The sequence below is a fragment of the Streptomyces sp. NPDC085932 genome, assembly GCF_044540525.1.
Classification (GTDB): domain Bacteria; phylum Actinomycetota; class Actinomycetes; order Streptomycetales; family Streptomycetaceae; genus Streptomyces; species Streptomyces levis.
The window spans coordinates 28,262-46,027 of sequence record NZ_JBITSJ010000002.1; the positions used below are offsets into that span (position 1 = coordinate 28,262).

General features: G+C 74.2%; 13 protein-coding genes. 3 read left to right on the forward strand and 10 right to left on the reverse strand.

From position 1 onward, the window contains the following. Positions 1 to 21: 21 nt before the first annotated feature. The 4 genes from ACIGAQ_RS09355 to ACIGAQ_RS09370 form a co-directional block, all read right to left on the reverse strand. Positions 22 to 1,686, reverse strand: a complete 1,665-nt coding sequence (locus ACIGAQ_RS09355) for a glycosyltransferase family 2 protein (RefSeq protein WP_311688353.1) — start codon at positions 1,684 to 1,686, stop codon at positions 22 to 24. Beyond that, positions 1,683 to 3,878, reverse strand: a complete 2,196-nt coding sequence (locus tag ACIGAQ_RS09360) for a CDP-glycerol glycerophosphotransferase family protein (RefSeq protein WP_399780786.1) — start codon at positions 3,876 to 3,878, stop codon at positions 1,683 to 1,685. The genes ACIGAQ_RS09355 and ACIGAQ_RS09360 overlap by 4 nt, the downstream gene beginning before the upstream one ends. Positions 3,879 to 4,011: 133 nt before the next feature. Beyond that, positions 4,012 to 4,830: an ABC transporter ATP-binding protein gene (locus ACIGAQ_RS09365; protein ID WP_399780789.1), complete on the reverse strand. Its 819-nt coding sequence runs from the start codon at positions 4,828 to 4,830 to the stop codon at positions 4,012 to 4,014. Beyond that, positions 4,823 to 5,737 (reverse strand): ABC transporter permease, encoded by a 915-nt coding sequence (locus ACIGAQ_RS09370; protein WP_311688356.1) that lies wholly within the window; start codon positions 5,735 to 5,737, stop codon positions 4,823 to 4,825. Before ACIGAQ_RS09370 ends, ACIGAQ_RS09365 begins: the two co-directional genes overlap by 8 nt. Before the next feature lie 183 nt (positions 5,738 to 5,920). On the opposite strand from ACIGAQ_RS09370, the gene ACIGAQ_RS09375 reads away from it, so the two are divergent. Further along, positions 5,921 to 6,547: a TetR/AcrR family transcriptional regulator gene (locus ACIGAQ_RS09375; protein WP_399780792.1), complete on the forward strand. Its 627-nt coding sequence runs from the start codon at positions 5,921 to 5,923 to the stop codon at positions 6,545 to 6,547. 85 nt (positions 6,548 to 6,632) lie between these two features. On the opposite strand, the gene galE is transcribed toward ACIGAQ_RS09375, so the two are convergent. Further along, positions 6,633 to 7,613: a UDP-glucose 4-epimerase GalE gene (gene galE / locus ACIGAQ_RS09380; protein WP_399780795.1), complete on the reverse strand. Its 981-nt coding sequence runs from the start codon at positions 7,611 to 7,613 to the stop codon at positions 6,633 to 6,635. A gap of 81 nt (positions 7,614 to 7,694) precedes the next feature. Next, positions 7,695 to 9,389 (reverse strand): glycosyltransferase family 2 protein, encoded by a 1,695-nt coding sequence (locus tag ACIGAQ_RS09385; RefSeq protein ID WP_399780798.1) that lies wholly within the window; start codon positions 9,387 to 9,389, stop codon positions 7,695 to 7,697. 157 nt (positions 9,390 to 9,546) lie between these two features. Here ACIGAQ_RS09385 and ACIGAQ_RS09390 point away from each other — a divergent pair, with 157 nt between their 5' ends. After that, positions 9,547 to 11,085: a glycosyltransferase family 39 protein gene (locus tag ACIGAQ_RS09390; protein ID WP_399783094.1), complete on the forward strand. Its 1,539-nt coding sequence runs from the start codon at positions 9,547 to 9,549 to the stop codon at positions 11,083 to 11,085. Here ACIGAQ_RS09390 and ACIGAQ_RS09395 read toward each other — a convergent pair. Beyond that, positions 11,015 to 11,530 carry a MarR family transcriptional regulator gene (locus ACIGAQ_RS09395; protein ID WP_362275437.1) on the reverse strand — a complete coding sequence of 172 codons (516 nt, stop codon included), beginning with the start codon at positions 11,528 to 11,530 and terminating at the stop codon, positions 11,015 to 11,017. The two genes, ACIGAQ_RS09390 and ACIGAQ_RS09395, sit on opposite strands and share 71 nt — an antisense overlap. Before the next feature lie 94 nt (positions 11,531 to 11,624). On the opposite strand from ACIGAQ_RS09395, the gene ACIGAQ_RS09400 reads away from it, so the two are divergent. Further along, positions 11,625 to 12,038: an organic hydroperoxide resistance protein gene (locus tag ACIGAQ_RS09400; protein WP_094052181.1), complete on the forward strand. Its 414-nt coding sequence runs from the start codon at positions 11,625 to 11,627 to the stop codon at positions 12,036 to 12,038. Here ACIGAQ_RS09400 and ACIGAQ_RS09405 read toward each other — a convergent pair. The 3 genes from ACIGAQ_RS09405 to ACIGAQ_RS09415 all read right to left on the reverse strand — a co-directional run bounded on the left by ACIGAQ_RS09405 (position 12,028) and on the right by ACIGAQ_RS09415 (position 17,759). Further along, positions 12,028 to 13,605, reverse strand: coding sequence for a hypothetical protein (locus ACIGAQ_RS09405; RefSeq protein ID WP_399780801.1), 1,578 nt, complete (start codon positions 13,603 to 13,605; stop codon positions 12,028 to 12,030). The two genes, ACIGAQ_RS09400 and ACIGAQ_RS09405, sit on opposite strands and share 11 nt — an antisense overlap. A 72-nt stretch (positions 13,606 to 13,677) precedes the next feature. After that, positions 13,678 to 15,522 carry a hypothetical protein gene (locus ACIGAQ_RS09410; RefSeq protein WP_399780804.1) on the reverse strand — a complete coding sequence of 615 codons (1,845 nt, stop codon included), beginning with the start codon at positions 15,520 to 15,522 and terminating at the stop codon, positions 13,678 to 13,680. Then, a complete protein-coding gene (locus ACIGAQ_RS09415) occupies positions 15,519 to 17,759 on the reverse strand; it encodes a CDP-glycerol glycerophosphotransferase family protein (RefSeq protein ID WP_399780807.1) in 2,241 nt (746 codons plus the stop codon). Before ACIGAQ_RS09415 ends, ACIGAQ_RS09410 begins: the two co-directional genes overlap by 4 nt. Positions 17,760 to 17,766: the final 7 nt, after the last annotated feature.

Below are 17,766 nucleotides of genomic sequence, written 5' to 3' on the forward strand. Positions count from 1 at the left end.
GGGCACCGCCGCAGGTGACGCTCAGCGCAGGGCACTCGCCACCAGCCGGGCCGCCCGCTTCACCTTCGGCCTGGCCACGCGCCGCACGACCGGGCGGATCACCCGTGCCGTCACGCCCACCGGTTCCCAGCGGACCTGGAGGCGGCCCGGACCGTGCCCCTCCGGCTCCACCGTCAGCCGGTGGGACGGCACGCGGGTCGTCAGTGTCGGGAAGGACAGGGGCGCCAGCAGCAGGCCCGTGTGGGACAGACCCTGGTGCGTCAGCCGGAGCAGCGGGTGGCGGACGCCCGCGAAGCCCTGCGGGGGCAGGGAGGCCGCCGCCAGGTCCAGATGGACGTGGCCCTCGAAGACGCCCGGGCGCACGGGGGAGAGCCGGAAGTGGACCTGGAGGCGGCGGCCACCGGGGGCGATGAGCAGCGTGGCGCGCTGGGGGCCGATGGGGAGGCGCCGGGCCGGGTCGTAGGTGCGGACGGCGAGGTCGACGGAGGCGCCCGGGCCCCGGGTGATGTCGGTGATCTCGTGGCGGAACTGGGCGCTCGGGAACGGGCGGGTCTCCAGCTCCAGGTCGGTGATGTCCAGCTCCCGGCGGGCCCAGGCGGACCCGGGGACCTGGTTGCCCCAGTACGTGCGGCCGTCCCCGTCGGTCGCGACCTGGCGGGGGGCGACGCCGTGGCCCAGGCCCCTGGAGGCCAGGCGGGCGTCCGCGAGACGGCGGTCCCGGATCAGCTGGACGACCACGCGCTCGGCCCGCGGCAGCCGGGCGAACGCGCCCGGGGTGAGGGTGTCGAGGTAGGGGGTGACGAGGTCCGCGAAGGAGGCCAGCCAGGTGTCGTCCCGGTAGGGCAGGTCACCGGCGTACATGCGGAAGTCGTGCTTGAGGAACTTGTGGTCCTTGTCCTCGCGCAGCGACTCGTGGCCGCTCTCGGCGAGGAACGCGTCGATGAGCCGCTGGACGTGGATCCGGTCGCGGACGTTGGCGAGCTTGTGCCGCTGGTTGGATATCGAGGCCGCGTCGGACGCCGCGTACGGGGCCACGTACCAGCGGTAGACCGGCTCCGGGATGATCGTGAAGGTCTTGGCCAGGCAGTACGCCTGCGCCGAGAACAGCTGGTCCTCGTAGTGGATGCCCTCCGGGAAGCGCAGGCCGTGCCGGTCGAGGAAGGCGCGGGAGTACATCTTGCTCGTCGACAGGTGCTCGAAGAGCAGGCGCGGGTCGGACTCGATGCCGTCGAGGGTGCGGCGCTCGGCGACCAGGTGCGGCATCCACGTCGAGCGGCGGCCGTTGTCCACGCGGATCCGCTGCACCGCCCCCATGGCGAAGTCGAGCTCGCGTTCGCGGTGCGCGGCGAGCAGCAGGGCGACGGCGTCCTCGGGGAGTTCGTCGTCGCTGTCGAGGAACATCAGCAACGGGGCCCGGGCGATCTCCAGGGCGCGGTTGCGCGGGGCGCTGCAGCCGCCGCTGTTGCGCTCCAGGCGCAGGTGGCGGATGCGGGGATCCTCGGCCGCAAGACGCTGGGCCACCGCCGGGGTCGCGTCCGTGGAGTGGTCGTCGCTGATGATGATCTCGATGGCGCCGTGGGTCTGGCGGCGGACCGACTCGACGGCTCGGGGGAGGCGTTCGGCGTCGTTGTAGACGATGACCGTCACGGTGACGTCGGGGGTGCTCAGGACGTCCTGGGTGCTCATGCGGTCGCCTCCTGCGGGGTGGGGGCCGGGGTGCGCTCCTCGACCGGCAGGACCGGCGGCAGGTCCTTCTCGTCCTGGCCGAGGAAGACCCGGCGCACGACGCGTTCGGCGGCGCGTCCGTCGTCGTACTCGCAGAACCGTCGGCGGAAGGCGGCCCGCGTCTTGGCCGCGCCCTCGTCGCGCCAGGCCTCGGTGGCCAGGATCTCCGTCAGCTCCTGCTGGGTGCGCGCGACCGGGCCGGGGGCCTCGGCCATGAGGTCGAAGTAGACGCCCCGGGTCGTGCGGTACGTCTCCCAGTCGTCGGCGTGGATCACGATCGGCCGGTCCAGGTTGGCGTAGTCGAACATGATCGAGGAGTAGTCCGTGACCAGGGCGTCCGCCGCCAGGCACAGCTCCTCGACCGGGTCGTAGGAGGAGACGTCGAGGATGCGGCCCGTGCGGCGCAGGTTGGTCAGGGGGGAGGCGGCGCCGCCGTAGAAGTAGTGGCCGCGCACCAGGAGGACCGTCTCCTCGCCCAGGCGGTCGGCGAGGGCGGCGAGGTCCAGGCGGGGCGTCCAGCCGGCCTCGTAGTCGCGGTGGGTGGGCGCGTAGAGGACCGCCCGGCGGCCCGGGGCGATGCCGAGGCGGTCGCGGATCGCGCGGATCTCGGCGGCGCCGGCGCTGTAGTAGACGTCGTTGCGCGGATAGCCGTGGTCCAGGGAGACGTAACGCGAGGGGTAGGCGCGCTCCCACATGCGGGTGGTGTGGCTGTTGGCGGAGACGCTGAAGTCCCACTTGTCGATGCGCTCCAGCAGCGCCTGGAAGTCCAGCCCCTGGGCGGCGGCCGGGTAGGCCATCTGGTCCAGGCCCATGCGCTTCAGGGGTGTGCCGTGGTGGGTCTGGACGTGGATCGCGTCGGGCCGTTTGACCACCGCGTTGGGGAAGTTGACGTTGTTGACCAGGTACTTGGCGGTGGCCAGCACCTCCCAGTAGCGGCGGGTGCCGGGCACGACGTGGTCGGTGCCGGGCGGCAGCAGGGCCGCGTTCTCCGCGCTCACCACCCACACCGGGTGGATCTGCGGGGCGAGTGCGGCGAGCTTCGCGGCGATCGCGGCCGGGTTGCAGGCGACTCCGCGGTTCCAGTAGGCGGAGAACACCGCCAGGTGCGGATTGACCGGCCGGCCGAGGGCCCTGCGGTACTGGTGGTCGCGGAGCCGGGCCCCCACCTGGCGCTTGCGGGCGCGTACGGCCGACCTGGCGGTGCGGCGGGTGCGGTTGACGGCCTGGAAGGCCCGGTACTTGCCGTACGCGCCTTCCTGGAGCAGCGAGCGGCGGACGCCTTCGAGGCCGGCCGGGGGCCGGTACCCCTCGGGGCGGCGGCGCACGGCGGCCAGGGACGCCCGGCGGAAGAACTCCCGCGCGACCTCCTCGGGCATGCCACCGCGGGCGAAGGTCCGCAGGCAGTCGCGGACCATGACGTCGTACAGCACCGTGTGGACGGCCCGGCGGTCGCGCGTGAGGTCGAGGAGGGACTCGTAGCGCGCGACGAGGCGGTAGCGCTGCTCGGGGGTGACCGGCGGGAGGCTCGCGGGGCGCAGCCGGCGGTCCTCGTGGGCGGCGTGCGGCAGGCAGGCGACACGGTCGGCGAGCAGCAGGGCGGCCAGGGCGGCGTACGGCTCGTCGTCGGTGGTGAGGTGCTGCTCGTGCGCCTTCCAGAAGTCCGCCCGCAGCACCCGGGTGCCGAGCAGGGGGGTCAGCCGCAGCAGCGGGGCGCAGTCGTCGAGGGCGACGTCGGCCCGGCCCGCGCGGGCGAGCAGGGAGCCGTCGGGGGAGGGCATGCCGGTGCTGCGCCAGGTGCTGCGGACGTGGTCCAGCAGCAGGACGTCCACCTCGGGCGGCAGCTCGGCCACCCGCTCGGCGACCAGGCGCGGGGCGCCTGCGGGCAGGCCGTCCTTGGCGTGGACGAAGTGCAGCCAGCGCCCGGCGGCCCGGGCCGCGCCCGCCGCCCGGGCCGCCGCGTCGCCCGTGCCGTCCGGCAGCGGCAGCACCTGGACGTCCGGGGCGTGCCGCTCGGCCGTCTCCCGGGCCCAGTCGCCGACCGCGGCCACGATCACCTCGGCGTCGGGGAGCGGATGGGCGGCCAGGGAGTCCAGGAGTTCCGTCAGATGGCCCTGCACGTTCGGCCCGTGGACGATGACGCTGAGCTCGGCCATCACGGGCCCCCTTCTCACGGCTGCACCTACGCGGTCATGCTGCCATCAATGCGACAAAAGGGCCGATCGAGTGCGCCTCACGAGGGACCCTTCCAAGCAGCCAGCCGTGCTTCGCGAGGTGACCGGCCGCGCCTCACGCGGAGGACCTCGCCTTGGGCTTCGGTGCCTTCTCGCCGGTGAACGCCTCGTACTCCTTCAGGACGTCCTCCGTCGGCCCGTCCATGCGCAGCTCCCCGCGCTCCAGCCACAGCACGCGGTCGCAGGTGTCGCGGATGGACTTGTTGTTGTGGCTGACCAGGAACACCGTCCCCGCGTGCTTGCGCAGCTCGCGGATGCGGGCCTCCGAGCGCCGTTGGAAGGAGCGGTCGCCGGTGGCCAGGGCCTCGTCGATGAGCAGGACGTCGTGGTCCTTGGCGGCGGCGATGGAGAACCGCAGTCGCGCGGCCATGCCGGAGGAGTAGGTGCGCATGGGCAGCGTGATGAAGTCGCCCTTCTCGTTGATGCCCGAGAAGTCGACGATCTCCTGGTAGCGGTCCCTGATCTGCTCGCGGGACATGCCCATGGCCAGGCCGCCGAGGTGCACGTTGCGCTCGCCGGTCAGGTCGTTCATCAGGGCCGCGTTGACGCCGAGCAGGGAGGGCTGGCCGTCGGTGTAGATGTGCCCGTTCTCCACGGGGAGGAGCCCGGCGACGGCCTTGAGCAGGGTGGACTTGCCGGAGCCGTTGGTGCCGATCAGACCGATCGCCTCGCCCCGGTACGCCACGAAGGACACGTTCTTCACGGCGTGCACCCGGCGCACCCCGGCCGCCTTCTCGGTCTGCCTGCGGCGCACGATGCGGTTGAGGGCGGCCGTCGCCGAGCCGCGTCCGGCGCCGGTGCCGTTGACGCGGTAGACGATGTCGACGCCGTCGGCGACGACGGTGGGGATCTTCTCGCTCGAGTGCTCAGCCACGGCCGTAGGTCTCCTCAGCCTTCCAGAAGTAGATGAAACCGCCGACCCCGGCGAGCAGCGCCCAGCCGGTGGCGATCGCCCAGACGTGTGCGGGGAGCTGGCTCGCGTGGAAGCTGTCGATCAGGGCGAAGCGCATCAGGTCGATGTAGATCGCGGCCGGGTTGGTCTCCAGCAGGACCGTCACCACACGCGGCAGGCTGTCCTTGTCCGCCAGTTTGTCGATGCTCCACATGACGCCCGAGACGTACATCCAGGTGCGCAGCACGAACGGCATCAGCTGGGCGATGTCGGGGGTCCTGGCGCCCATCCGGGCCATGACCATGGAGACGCCCGCGTTGAACGTGAACTGCAGGAACAGCGCCGGCACCGCCAGCAGCCAGGACACCCCGACGGGCACGCCGAAGCAGAGCAGGATGACCACCAGCGCGGCCATCGAGAACAGCAGCTGCTGGAGCTGCTGGAGGCAGAACGACAGGGGCAGCGCGGCGCGCGGGAAGTGCAGGGCGCGGACCAGGCCGAGGTTGCCGGAGATGGCGCGGGTGCCCGCCATGATCGAGCTCTGCGTGAACGTCCAGACGAACACGCCCGTGACCAGGAACGGGACGTAGTCCGGCACGCCGTGCTTGGTGCCGAGCAGGACACCGAAGATGAAGTAGTAGACCGCCGCGTTCAGCAGCGGGGTCATCACCTGCCAGAGCTGGCCGAGCTTGGCCTGGCTGTACTGGGCGGTGAGCTTGGCGGTGGCGAACGCGGTGATGAAGTGGCGGCGGGCCCACAGCTGCCGGACGTACGCGGGCAGGGACGGGCGGGCGCCGCTGACCGAGAGGCCGTGGCGGGCGGCGAGGGCCGCGAGGTCGTCACCGGCGGGGACCGGGGCCTGGGGCGGTGCGTGGAGGACCTGACTCACATCCGTTGCTTTCGCTCGGGGGAGGGAGGGGAGCTGAGGTGGCGCAGGGCCGGAAGGGGTGGGCTTTACCGGGACCTGGACGACTCTTTACGTCGGGACGGGACCGTATCGTCGCAACGCGAGCGTAAGCCGTTCGTGCGTCGGAACGCAACCGTTTCGTCGTGGCGGCCTATGCTGTCCGGCATGACGACGAAGCCCGAGGAGCCCCAGCCGTCCCCGCGCCGCCGGGCCCCCGCGGGCGCGGCCGTGCTGCGGGAGGACGTGACAAAAGCCATCCGGGCGGCCGTGTTCGAGGAACTCGCGGCCGTCGGCTACGCGCGGATGTCCATCGAGGGGATCGCGCGCCGGGCCGGGGTCGGGAAGACGGCGGTCTACCGCCGCTGGCGCTCCAAGCTGCACCTGGTCCTGGACATCGTCTCGGCCCTCGCCGTGCAGGGCCTGCCCGCACCGGACACCGGCTCCCTGGAGGGCGACCTGCGGCTGCTGTACGAGGTGACGTCCCGGGCCCTGCGCCACCCCGTCGCCTCGCAGATCATCCCCGACCTCCAGGCCGAGGCGGCCCGCAACGCCGAGATCGCCGAGGCCCTCCAGAAGGCCCTGCGGGAGGGGCAGGACGGGGTCGCCACCGGCATCGTCACGGCGGCGCAGCGGCGCGGGGAACTGCGTGCGGGCCTCGACCACGACCTGGCGCTCGACCTGATCTCGGGCCCGCTGTACTGGCGCTCGGTGGTGATCCGCAACCCCAGGCTGCCCAAGGGCTACCTGGGGTCGCTGGCGACCGCGACGGCGGGGGCGCTGCGGGCGCTGTGACGGCCGCCGGGGCGACGGCCCGCGCGGCCGTGCCCGTGACCGTCCGGGCCCTTGCCCCCGCCGGGACCGGATCCGGCGGAGGTGGTCAGCGCCCGGCCGCCTCCGGGTGCAGCCGCACCCAGCCCTGCCACGCCGAGGCGATCATGTCCTGGACGTCGTGCCGGGCCTTCCAGCCCAGCTCGGCGGCGGCGCGGTCGGCGGAGGCGACGACCCGGGCCGGGTCGCCCGGGCGGCGGGGCGTGACCTCCGGGGGCAGGTCGTAGCCGGTGACCGCGTTGATGCGGTCGATCATCTCGCGCACGGAGACGCCCTCGCCCCGGCCGATGTTGACCGTGAGGTCGCGCCCGGGGGAGGAGCGCAGCACCCGGGCGGCCGCGACATGGGCCTCGGCCAGGTCGACGACGTGGATGTAGTCCCGTACGCAGGTGCCGTCCGGGGTCGGGTAGTCGTCGCCGAAGACGCGCGGCGGCGCGTTCTCCGTGAGCCTCTCGAAGACCATCGGCACGAGGTTGAAGACACCCGTGTCCGCCAGCTCCGGGCACGCCGCGCCCGCCACGTTGAAGTAGCGCAGGCAGGCCGTCGACAGCCCGGTCGCCCGGCCCGTCGCGCGCACCAGCCACTCGCCGGCCAGCTTGGTCTCGCCGTACGGCGACATCGGCGCGCAGGGCGTCTCCTCGGTGACCAGGTCGACGTCCGGCATGCCGTAGACCGCCGCCGAGGAGGAGAAGACGAAGGACGGCACCCCGGCCGCCGTCACCGCGTCCAGCAGGATCCGCAGGCCCTCGACGTTCTCCCGGTAGTAGCGCAGCGGCTGCTCGACCGACTCGCCGACCTGCTTCTTCGCCGCGAGGTGGACGACGCCGGTGACCTCGTGGTCCGCGAGGGCGCGCGCGAGCCGCTCGGCGTCCAGGGTCGAGCCCACCACCAGCGGCACCCCGTCGGGCACGCGCTCGGCGATGCCGGTGGACAGGTCGTCGTACACCACCGCCTGTTCCCCCGCGGCGGCCATCGCCCGTACGACGTGCGCGCCGATGTAGCCGGCGCCGCCGGTGATCAACCAGGTCATGTGCGGCCGTCCCCTCGTCAGTTGGCCCGTGGTGGTGTGCGTGGCGCTGGTCCGTCGTGGTCGTGGTGCGTCGTCGCGCTCTCAGTGAAGCAGGCGGCGCAGCCTCCGGCGTACGACGGACAGCACACCGCGTACGCCCGGTGCCACCCGCAGCGCCAGCGCGCCGGAGTGGGTGGGGTACGGCTGTACGAGTACCACGCCGCGCCGGGCGCTCGGGACGGCGCGGCGGCGCAGCAGACCGGCGCCCGTGAGCGCGTGCGCCGTGACCTCACGGCTCCCGCCGTCGCGGAAACGGACCCGCAGGCGCAGATCCCAGGTGCCCGCGCCGAGCGCGAGAAGAGCGGACAGGTCGACACCGATCTCGGCCGACCACGCGGCGGGGGCCCCGGCCGGGCCGGCGGCGGCCCCTGTTCCGGGAGGGTCGGGGGGTGCCTCGGGGGCGGGTGCGGGTGTGGCTGTCCCCGTGCGCGGCACGAGGGGGGCGGTCCCGGCCCGGACCACCACGTCCCCGTCGTCGCGGTGGCACCACTCCACCTCCACCGCCTCCGGTCCCGCCTGTGCCACCCGCCCGTACAGCTCGTGCAGCGTCAGCCGCAGCCGGGTGTGGCGGGCGCCGGGCCGCAGCGCGGCGTCGACCGCGAGCGGCAGCGCCCGCACCGGAGCGCTCAGCAGGGGTTCGAGGGAGACCTGGGGCAGGTCGCCGGACCAGACGGGCGTGCCGTCGGCGGCCCGGGCGTACGGCGGGTACAGCCGGGCAGGCCGGGCCGCCAGCTCCCGCAGCCGGGGCAGGTCCCGCGGCTCCGGAGCGGCCAGGACCACCCGCCCGGCCAGCCGGCCGGGAGCACCCGGGTTGCGCGCCCAGTCGTCGGCGTCGTACTCCGCGAGATGCGCCCGCGTGAGTTCCCACCACGCACGCCGGTAGGCGGCGTCCCGCAACCCCAGTTCGCGCAGGTACATCCGCAGGTCGTGATCGAGGAACTTGGCGCGCACCGCCCGCGCGAGTTCCTTCTGCCCGGCGCCCAGCAGGATCTCGTACGCCTGCCGGCAGGCCTCCGTGCGGGCCCGCCAGTTGTCGACGCCGGCCCGGTCCAGCGAGATCGACAGCCGCTCGGCGGACCGCCGCACGTGCCAGACGTACACCCGGTCCGGCACCAGGGCGATGCGCGGGGCGGCGGCCAGCACGCGCGCGGTGAAGACGACGTCCTCGTAGGGGAAACGGCCCTCGGGGAAGCGGATGCGGTGCTCGCGCAGGAAGCCGGTCCGGTAGAGCTTGTTGACGCAGAGCGTGTCGTGGACCAGGCGGGGCCGCCGCGCGGGCCGCGGCACGACGGCGTGGTGGGCGTAGAGGCCGCCCTGCCAGGGGACCTCGCGGCCGGAGGGCAGCTCCCTGCGCACGCACAGGCCGCCCACCACCTCGGCGCGGGTCCCCGTCGCCGCGGCGAGCAGCGCCTCGGCCGCGCCGGGCGGCAGGACGTCGTCACTGTCCAGGAACATCACATGGGGCGAGGTCACCGCGTCGAGCCCGGTGTTGCGCGGGGTGCCGCAGCCCCCGCTGTTGGCCCGCCGGCGGATCACCCGCAGTCGGGGCTCCGCCGCGGCCAGCCGGTCGAGCAGGTCCGCGCTGCAGTCCGTGGAGCAGTCGTCGACGGCGACGACCTCCCGCACGGCCGGTCCCTGGCCGAGCGCCGAGCGCACGGCGTCCGTCACGTGGGCGGCGTCGTCGTAGCCGATGACCACGACGGCGACGCCCCTCCCGTCATTCCTCAGGGCATCCATCACCGCGGATCGTAAGCCGGGCGAATGACATGAAAGTGATAACACACCATCAAACGCCCCCAATGCGCCCCTTGCGTCACAGAATCGGGCCGTGACGATCGGACAGGCGAGGGGGAGCGGCCGGTTCGGCACGCGCGTGCCGCCCGTGGCGGTCCCGATGGCGGTGATGCTCACGGCCGGGCTGTGGGGCCTGGACCGCGGCGGCATGTGGGGCGACGAGAGCGTCACCTTCCAGGTGGCCCGGCGCACCGTCCCGCAGATCTGGCGGCTGCTGCACGACGTGGACGCGGTGCACGGCCTGTACTACCTGGTCATGCACGCCGTCCTCGCCGTGCACCCGGACGAGGTCGTGCTGCGCCTGCCGTCGGTGGCGGCGGCGACGGTGACCGCCGGCCTGGTCGCGGCCCTGGGCGTCCGGCTGGCCGGGCCGCGGGTCGGCCTGTGGGCCGGCGTCCTCTACGCGATCACGCCGATGACCGGCCACTACGCCCAGGAGGGACGCTCGTACGCGCTCGTCGCGGCGGGCGTGACGGCGGCCACGCTGCTGCTGGTGCGGGCCGTGGACGAAGGAGGCGCCCGGGCCTGGTGGCCGTACGGGACGGTGCTCGCCGTGAGCTGTCTGCTGCACGAGTTCGCCGTGCTGGTGCTCTGCGCGCACGTCCTGACCCTGGCCCTGTGGCGGGTCCCGGGCGCGGTGTGGTGGGGCTGGGGCCGCGCGGCGGGCACCGTGGTGGTGGTCCTGCTGCCGCTGGTGTGGGTGTCGCAGGGGCAGGCCGGGCAGGTGGCGTGGCTGGTGACGCCCGGCTGGGACCGGGTCGAGCGGCTGGCCCGGAACTTCGCGCCCGGCCCGGACGGAGCCGTCTTCTGGGGGGCGTTGCTGCTGATGGCCGTGGGGCTGCGGGCGCGGCGGACGGCGGCGGTCGCGCTGCCGCTGCTGCTGGTGCCGCCGGGCGTCCTGCTGACCGCCTCCCAGGTCCGGCCGCTGTACCACGACCGGTACGTGCTCTACGCGCTGGCGGGCGCGTCCCTGCTGGTCGCGGCCGGGGCCGGGCGGGTGGCGGCGGCGCTGGGGCGGGTGCGGTTCGACGGGCGGCGGATGCGGATCCGCGGCCGGCACGCGCACGCCCTGGCCGGATGCGCGGGCGTCCTCGCGCTGACCGCCACCTTCCTGCACCAGCTGCCCGTGCACCGCCAGGACCGCTCGGCCGCGCACCGCCCGGACAACCTCGCCGTGGTCTCCGCGCTCGCCGTCCGTCAGATGCGGCCCGGCGACCCGGTGCTGTTCGTGCCGTCGGTCGGCAGGCTCGCGGCGCTGGCCTACCCGAAGGGCTTCGCGCGGGTGCGGGACATCGCACTGCGCGAGTCGGCGCCCCGGTCCGGGACGCTGTGGGGGCGGGAGGCGACGCCCCGGGAACTGCGGCAGCGGCTCGCCTCCGTGGACCGCGTCTGGCTGGTCGCCGAGCGGTACGCGCTCGAGCCGGGCTGGTCGCCTGCCGATCCCGTGGAGCGCACCAAGCTGGCCGTGCTGGCGAGCGACTTCACCGTCCGGGAGGAGCACGTCCGGGACGACGTCGTGCTGCGCCTGCACGTGCGGCGGCGGTCCGCCGAGGTGCCGCCCGGCGCCGCTACGACGGCCCGGCTGCCGGCGAGCCGCCCGGCGACTCCGCAAGCGCCGCCGCGTCCAGGGCGGTGGTGAGCTCGTCGAGACGGGCGCGCAGGGCGCGGATCTCGGCGGCCTCGAAACCCGTCGAGGCGGCGATCCGGCGTGGCACCTCAAGGGCCCGCCCCCGCAGCGCGGTGCCCTCCTCGGTGAGCCGCACCTGCACCGAGCGCTCGTCGCGCGCGCTGCGCTCCCGGCGCACCAGACCGGCCGCCTCCAGCCGCTTCAGCAGCGGCGACAGCGTGCCGGAGTCCAGCCGCAGGTGCTCCCCGAGCTTCTTCACCGGCAGCTCGCCGTGCTCCCACAGCACCAGCATCACCAGGTACTGCGGGTAGGTGAGCCCCAGGTCCCTGAGGATCCCGCGGTAGACGCCGTTGAAGGCGCGGGAGGCCGCGTGCAGGGAGAAACAGATCTGCTGGTCCAGGCGGAGCCAGTCGTCGTCCTGCGTGTTCATGCCTCCAGGGTAGCTCGCGCTCGCCATTCAATTGCGCACAACTTAATTGTGTGCTCTAATTCTGGATGTCAGGCGGCCCGGAAGCGGGCCGCCGAACGACGACCGAGAGGGAAGGTTTTCCATGGACGCGCTCTACACCGCTGTCGCCACCGCCACCCACGGCCGTGACGGCCGGGCCGTCAGCTCCGACGGCGTGCTGGACCTCGCCCTGGGCGTGCCCCAGGCGATGGGCGGCAACGGCCAGGGCACCAACCCCGAGCAGCTCTTCGCCGCCGGCTACGCGGCCTGCTTCGGCAGCGCCCTCGGCCTGGTCGGCCGCCAGGCCAAGGTCGACGTCAGCGACGCCGCCGTGACCGCCGAGGTCTCGATAGGCAAGCAGGGCGAGGGCTTCGGCCTCGCCGTCACCCTCCGGGTGGAGCTCCCCGACAGCGTGGACGAGGCGACCGGCCGCAAGCTGGTCGAGCAGGCCCACCAGGTCTGCCCCTACTCCAACGCCACCCGCGGCAACATCGACGTCGACCTCGTCATCGAGTAGCCGCCGCGCATCGCGTCCCGACCCGCGCCAGGACCTCCCCCGTCCGTCCGCTCCACGCCACCACCACGGCCTCCTCGGGCACCGGGTGCCAGCGCGTCAGCAGCAGCCAGCGCACGTGGTAGCGGCGGACGACGGCGGCCCGCTCGGCGCGGGTCGAGTCACGGGCGAGGTAGGCGCGCACATCGGCCGCCCGGCGCTTGCGCTCCGCCTCGTCCAGCGCCGGGTCGGGCCAGATCGGCGCGGCGAGGTTCGGCCCGTGTCCGGCGAGGGAGTGGCTCGCGAAGTACCCGTCGGTGAGCACCACCTCGCCCCGGCCGATGTGCCGCGCCGCCCAGTCGTACGACGGCCAGCGCGTCGGCTGCGCGAACCCCACCGGGTCGACCGAGCGCGGCACGACCGCCCCGGCGTGCACGGTGAGGAACCCGGCGCACACCCCGGCCGCCGCCGCCCCGCACAGCACCCGGCGGGCCGTGCGCCAGGGCCGCGGCGCGGCCAGCTCCACCGCCAGCGCGAACTGCAGCGGCACCAGCGCGGCCCACAGGGCCCGGGCGTACGTGTAGTGCCCGCTCACCCAGCCGTACGCCACCAGCAGGCACTCCAGCGCGAACATCCACACCAGCGGGTCACGCGCCGAGCGCCGCGCCCGCAGCCACAGCGCGGGCAGGCCGAGCAGCGCCAGCCAGGAGTTGGCGAGCATCCGCTCGTACAACTGCCGGTGCATCGCGTCCATCCCGGTGTCGCCCACCAGCTCCAGCACGTCGTAGTACGGCCACGCCAGGGCGACGGCGGCGCAGGCCGCGGCGGTGAGCGTCCAGCGCGCCACGACCGGCCGGCGCCAGCCGCGCTGCCGGGACGCCACGATCGCCACCGCCCCGGTGAGCGCCGAGGCGGCCGTGACGGGATGCGTGAGCAGGATCAGCCCGTACAGGACGCCGATCCCGGCATAGCCCCACCAGCCGCCGAGCCCGCTCGGGCCGACGAACCGCACGGCGGCGTCTGCCCGGGCGCGGGTACCCGTCCAGGCCCACGCCCAGAACGTCAGGCCGATGGCCAGCGCGGACGGGTAGCCCAGGTTCGTCGTCATCGACATCAGCCCGAGATAGCCGCTCCACAGGATCCGCGTGGTGCCCCACAGCAGCGTCATGAACAGCAGGGCGAGCACCGGCGCCCAGGGCCGTGCGGTCAGGCTCCGCACGAAACGGCCGAGCCCCGCCAGCAGCACCAGCAGGTGCACCGGCCCGGCGAGTTTCACCACCGCCCAGCCGGACAGCCCCGTCAGCCGCGCCAGCACGCCCTGCGCGACGGCGTACGGACCGTAGTAGGGGCTGCCCTCGCCCGGCAGGTCCGCCATGGTGTGGGCCGGGTGCAGCAGGTCGTCCCTGAGGCGCTCGATCACCGCCGCGTGCTGCCCGGCGTCGCAGCACAGCGGGATCCGCCAGAACGCCAGCGTCATCACCAGCCAGAACAGGGCACCGTAGAGCTGGTACGGGGTGGGCCGTCCCACCCGGCCGCCGCGCAGCGCCGTCGCACCGCGCACCGCCCGCCGGACGAGGACCGGGGCGCTCACAGGAGAGAGTGAAGGGTCTGGGGCATGCGCCGAATGTTCCCGGCGTCACGCATGCCCTGACCCCGCGTCACTTCATCGGGTGAGGCCGCTTCGCCCACCTGCCGCCGGCCCGTCGCACAGCGCCTTCTCCGCAGCCGCCGGCCAGCGAGCGAACCGGAACCGCGTCCGCTCGAAGGACCCGGTGAGGTTGTCCCAGAACCGCGCGGCGGTGAGGGGCGCGCGCACCGACTCCGTCAGCTCGGCGAGCCGCCCGCAGCCCAGCGCGGCCCGGGCCGCCTCGACCGTCTCCCGGGTGGCCCCGGCGCGCAGCAGGTCGCGGTGCGGCGGGTGCCGCACGGCCCACTCGGCGAACACCCAGTGGTTGCGCAGGAACTTCTCGTGCCCGGGCCAGCTCCACCGCTCCAGGGCCAGATGGGCGCCGACGGGGCTGGCCAGGCCCCAGGCGTCGTTGACGTAGGCGTCGAGCGGCGCCGCCGCCCCCGTGACGCCCAGATGACGGCCCACGATCACCACGTGGTACGGGGCGTCCGCGCGCATCGGCGTGGCGTGCAGCCGCCGCCCGGCGTCGAAGTACAGCAGCGTCGGCCGGGGCGAACGGGCGGCCTCCGCCAGCATCCGCCGCCCCTCCGGCAGGGCGGGCCAGTTGCGCACCCAGGTGCCCGTGCGCACCGGGTTGTGGTCGCCGAGGCCCTCCACGTCGGAGCTGCGCACATTGAACGAGCCGGGCGTGCTGCGCACGTCGAACGGGGTCCGCAGCGGACTGACCGCCGCGCACAGCCACACCACCAGCAGGACGCTCGCCGTGCCCGTGACCCGGTTCGCGGGCACCACCAGGATCGGCAGGAGCAGCAGCAGGAGCGCGGGCAGGATCATGCGGGCGTGCATGTAGTCGCCGCCCACCCGGACGACGTACCCGGCCAGCAGCAGACCGGCCGCGAACGGCGCCAGCAGCACCGCGAGCGAGACGCGGCCCGGCGACCGCTCCCGCCGCTGCCGCCGGGCGCGGCGCACCAGCAGCACGGCCAGCGCGCCCAGCACCGGGACGACCGGCCACAGCCAGTACGGCCCGAGCGTCTCCTGCACGTACCCGGCGCCCCGGCTCCAGTCGCTGGCGCTCGCCTCCTTGGCGATGGCGGGCAGCGGCACCAGGATCCCGTAGTACCCGGCCCGGAACACCTCGTACGCCAGCGGCACCGCACCCGCGGCGGCCAGCAGCGCCGCGACGCCCCGCCGGGACGGCCGCAGCACCCACCACTGCGCCACCAGGAAGCACGCCGTGACCACCGCCAGATCGGGCCGCACCAGCGGCCCCAGCCCGAACACGAATGCGGCCAGGTACGTCTCCCGGGCCTCCTGCCCCCGCCGGACCCGCGTGAGCAGCCACCACGACAGGCCGGTCCAGCAGGCACCCAGCCCGCTCTCCAGACCCGAGGTCATGTACGACCAGAACGGCGGCACGGCCAGCAGCACGAACACCCCGGCCGGCACCAGCACCCCCGCGCCCCGGTGCAGCCGGCAGGTCGCGTACAGGGCCAGCGCGAACCCGGCCGTGCTCAGCAGCAGACCGAGGCCCACCGCGAGGAACGCCGGGTCCTCGCCGGTGACCCAGGCGGCCAGCGCCAGCAGCCACTGCCACAGGGTGCCGGTCGAACTCTCCGCCCGCTCCCCGACGTTGAACACGGGCCCGTTGCCCGCCAGGATCTGCCGGACCGGGCGCAGGTAGATCAGCCCGTCGTCGCAGATCCAGCGGCGCCGGTAACCCAGCACGAACAGGGCCGCGGTGGGCACGGCGACCAGGGCCGCGTGCCAGCGGTGCACCTGCGGCCCCAGCCGCCCGGCGGTGGCCGGGGGCCGGGTCGGGGCGGCCCGCTGGCCGGGCAGGGAGGGGACGGCCTCGGGGGTCGTGGGTGTCGTCATCTGTCGATCAGCGCCTCGGCACGGGCGGGAACGCCCTCGGTCCGGCGGGCCGCGGGCAGCAGCGCGCCGCCCCGCTCGCCCAGCATCAGCAGCCGGACCACCCGCTCGCCGGCCCGCCCGTCCTCGAACTCGCAGTACCGCTCCCGGAAACCGGCCCGCAGCCGCGCCGCCTCCTCGTCCTGCCAGGTCCCGGACGCGAACAGCCAGGCCAGCTCCCGGTACGAACGCGACACATGGCCGGGCGCGTCGGCGGTGATGTCGAAGTACGCGCCCCGGCTGGCCGCGAACGCGCCCCAGTCGTCGGCGTGCACCACGACCGGCCGGTCCAGCAGGACGTAGTCGAACATCAGGGCGGAGTAGTCGGTGACCAGGACGTCCGAGGCCAGCAGCACCTCCTCCACGTGCGGCTCGTCCGTCGCGTCCACCAGCACGCCCCGCCGGTGCAGGTCGGACAGGCCGAGGCCGCGCGCCACACCCGCGGCCAGCGACGGGTGCAGCCGCACGACCAGGGTGTGACCGGGCCCCAGGTCCGCCGCGAACCGCGCCGGGTCGAACCGGTCTACATGGCCGCCCTTGCGGTAGTCGCGCCGGGTCGGCGCGTACAGCACCACCGTGTGGTCCGCGGGAATGCCGAGCCGTTCGCGCACCGCCCGGCCCCGCTCCGGACCCGCCCCGACCAGCACGTCGTTGCGCGGGCTGCCGGTGCGCAGCGAGGTGAAGTGGCACGGGTACGCCCGTTCCCAGGCCCGCTCCGCGTGCCGTCCCGCGACCAGGCTGTAGTCCCAGCGGTCGGCCCGGCGCAGCATCTGCGGCACGTCGAAACCGTGCCGGGCGCCCGGCTTCGTCAGCAGGTCGGCACCCATGTACTTCAGCGGGGTGCCCTGGTGGGTGTGGACGTGAATGCTGCCGGGCCGCTTGGCGAGGGTGCCGGGCCAGTTGACGTTGTTCACCCAGTACGTGGCCCGCGCCATGACCTCGTGGTAGCGGCGCGAGCCCGGGGTGACGTGGTCGACGCCGGGCGGCAGCGCGTCCACCGCGTCCTCCCGCACCACCCACACGCCCCGGATGTGCGGGGCGATCTCGCGCGCCTTCTCGTAGATCGCGGCCGGGTCGCCGGACACCCCGCGGTGGTGCGACGCCGCGTAGACGGCGAGGTGCGGGTCGAGCGGGCGCTTCGACTGGACCCCGTACCAGCCCCGCAGGGCGGTCTCCGAGGCCTTCCGGGTCACCCGGCGCCGACCGCCCAGGGTGGCCGCGCGCAGGTCCCGCAGACCGCGCGCCGCCGCGTAGCCCGCGTACGGCGCCGACGCCAGCAGCCGCATCTCCACCCCGCGCCAGCCGTCCGGCTCGGGGAAGCCGCCCTCGGGCAGGTGCCTGCGGTGGAAGGAGCGGATCTCGCGGTAGAAGTCACCCCGGTCCGCGGGCCGCACCCGGTCCTCGCGGGCCAGCACGAACAGCATGTGGTCCAGGGCCCGCTCCAGCAGCAGCGGCCGCGCCCAGCCGAGGTCGGGCCGCTGCTCCAGGAACGCGAACAGACCCTCGTACTGCGGGAAGATCTCGAAATGCCGGCGGCCCGGCGTCTTGGTGATCGCGCCCTGCCGGCGCTGCCGGTACTCCACGCCGATCCGGTCCAGGCAGGCGATGCGCTTTGCCAGCACCATCGACCGGTAGGTGACCGGCGCGTCCTCGTACAGCCCCGGCGCGTACTCCAGGCCGTGCCCCTGGAGGAACGCGCGCCGGTACGCCTTGTTCCAGGCCACCAGGAACAGCTTCAGGTACTGCGGGCTCTCCCGGACGGTGAAGGTGTCCAGACCCGCCGCGGCCAGCAGATCCGCCGCCTCGCTGCGCCCGCCCCGGCCCCACCAGTGGGTGCGCACATGGTCGAAGACCAGGATGTCGGGGTCCCCGGTCACCTCCAGGCGCGCGGCGACGGCCGCCAGCAGGCCCGGTGTGTAACGGTCGTCGCTGTCGAGGAACAGGACGTAGTCGCCGGCCGCCTCGGCGAGACCGGCGTTGCGGGCCCGGCCCAGACCTACGTTCTCGGCCAGGTGCAGCACCCGCACCCGGTCGTCGCGGGCGGCGTACTCGTCGAGGATCGCGCCGCTGCCGTCCGGCGAGCGGTCGTCCACGGCGATCACCTCGAAGTCGCCGTGGGACTGGCCGAGCACCGAGTCGAGACACTCGCGCAGGAAGCCCTGCACGTTGTAGACGGGGACGATGATGCTGAAGCGGGGCACTTCTTCG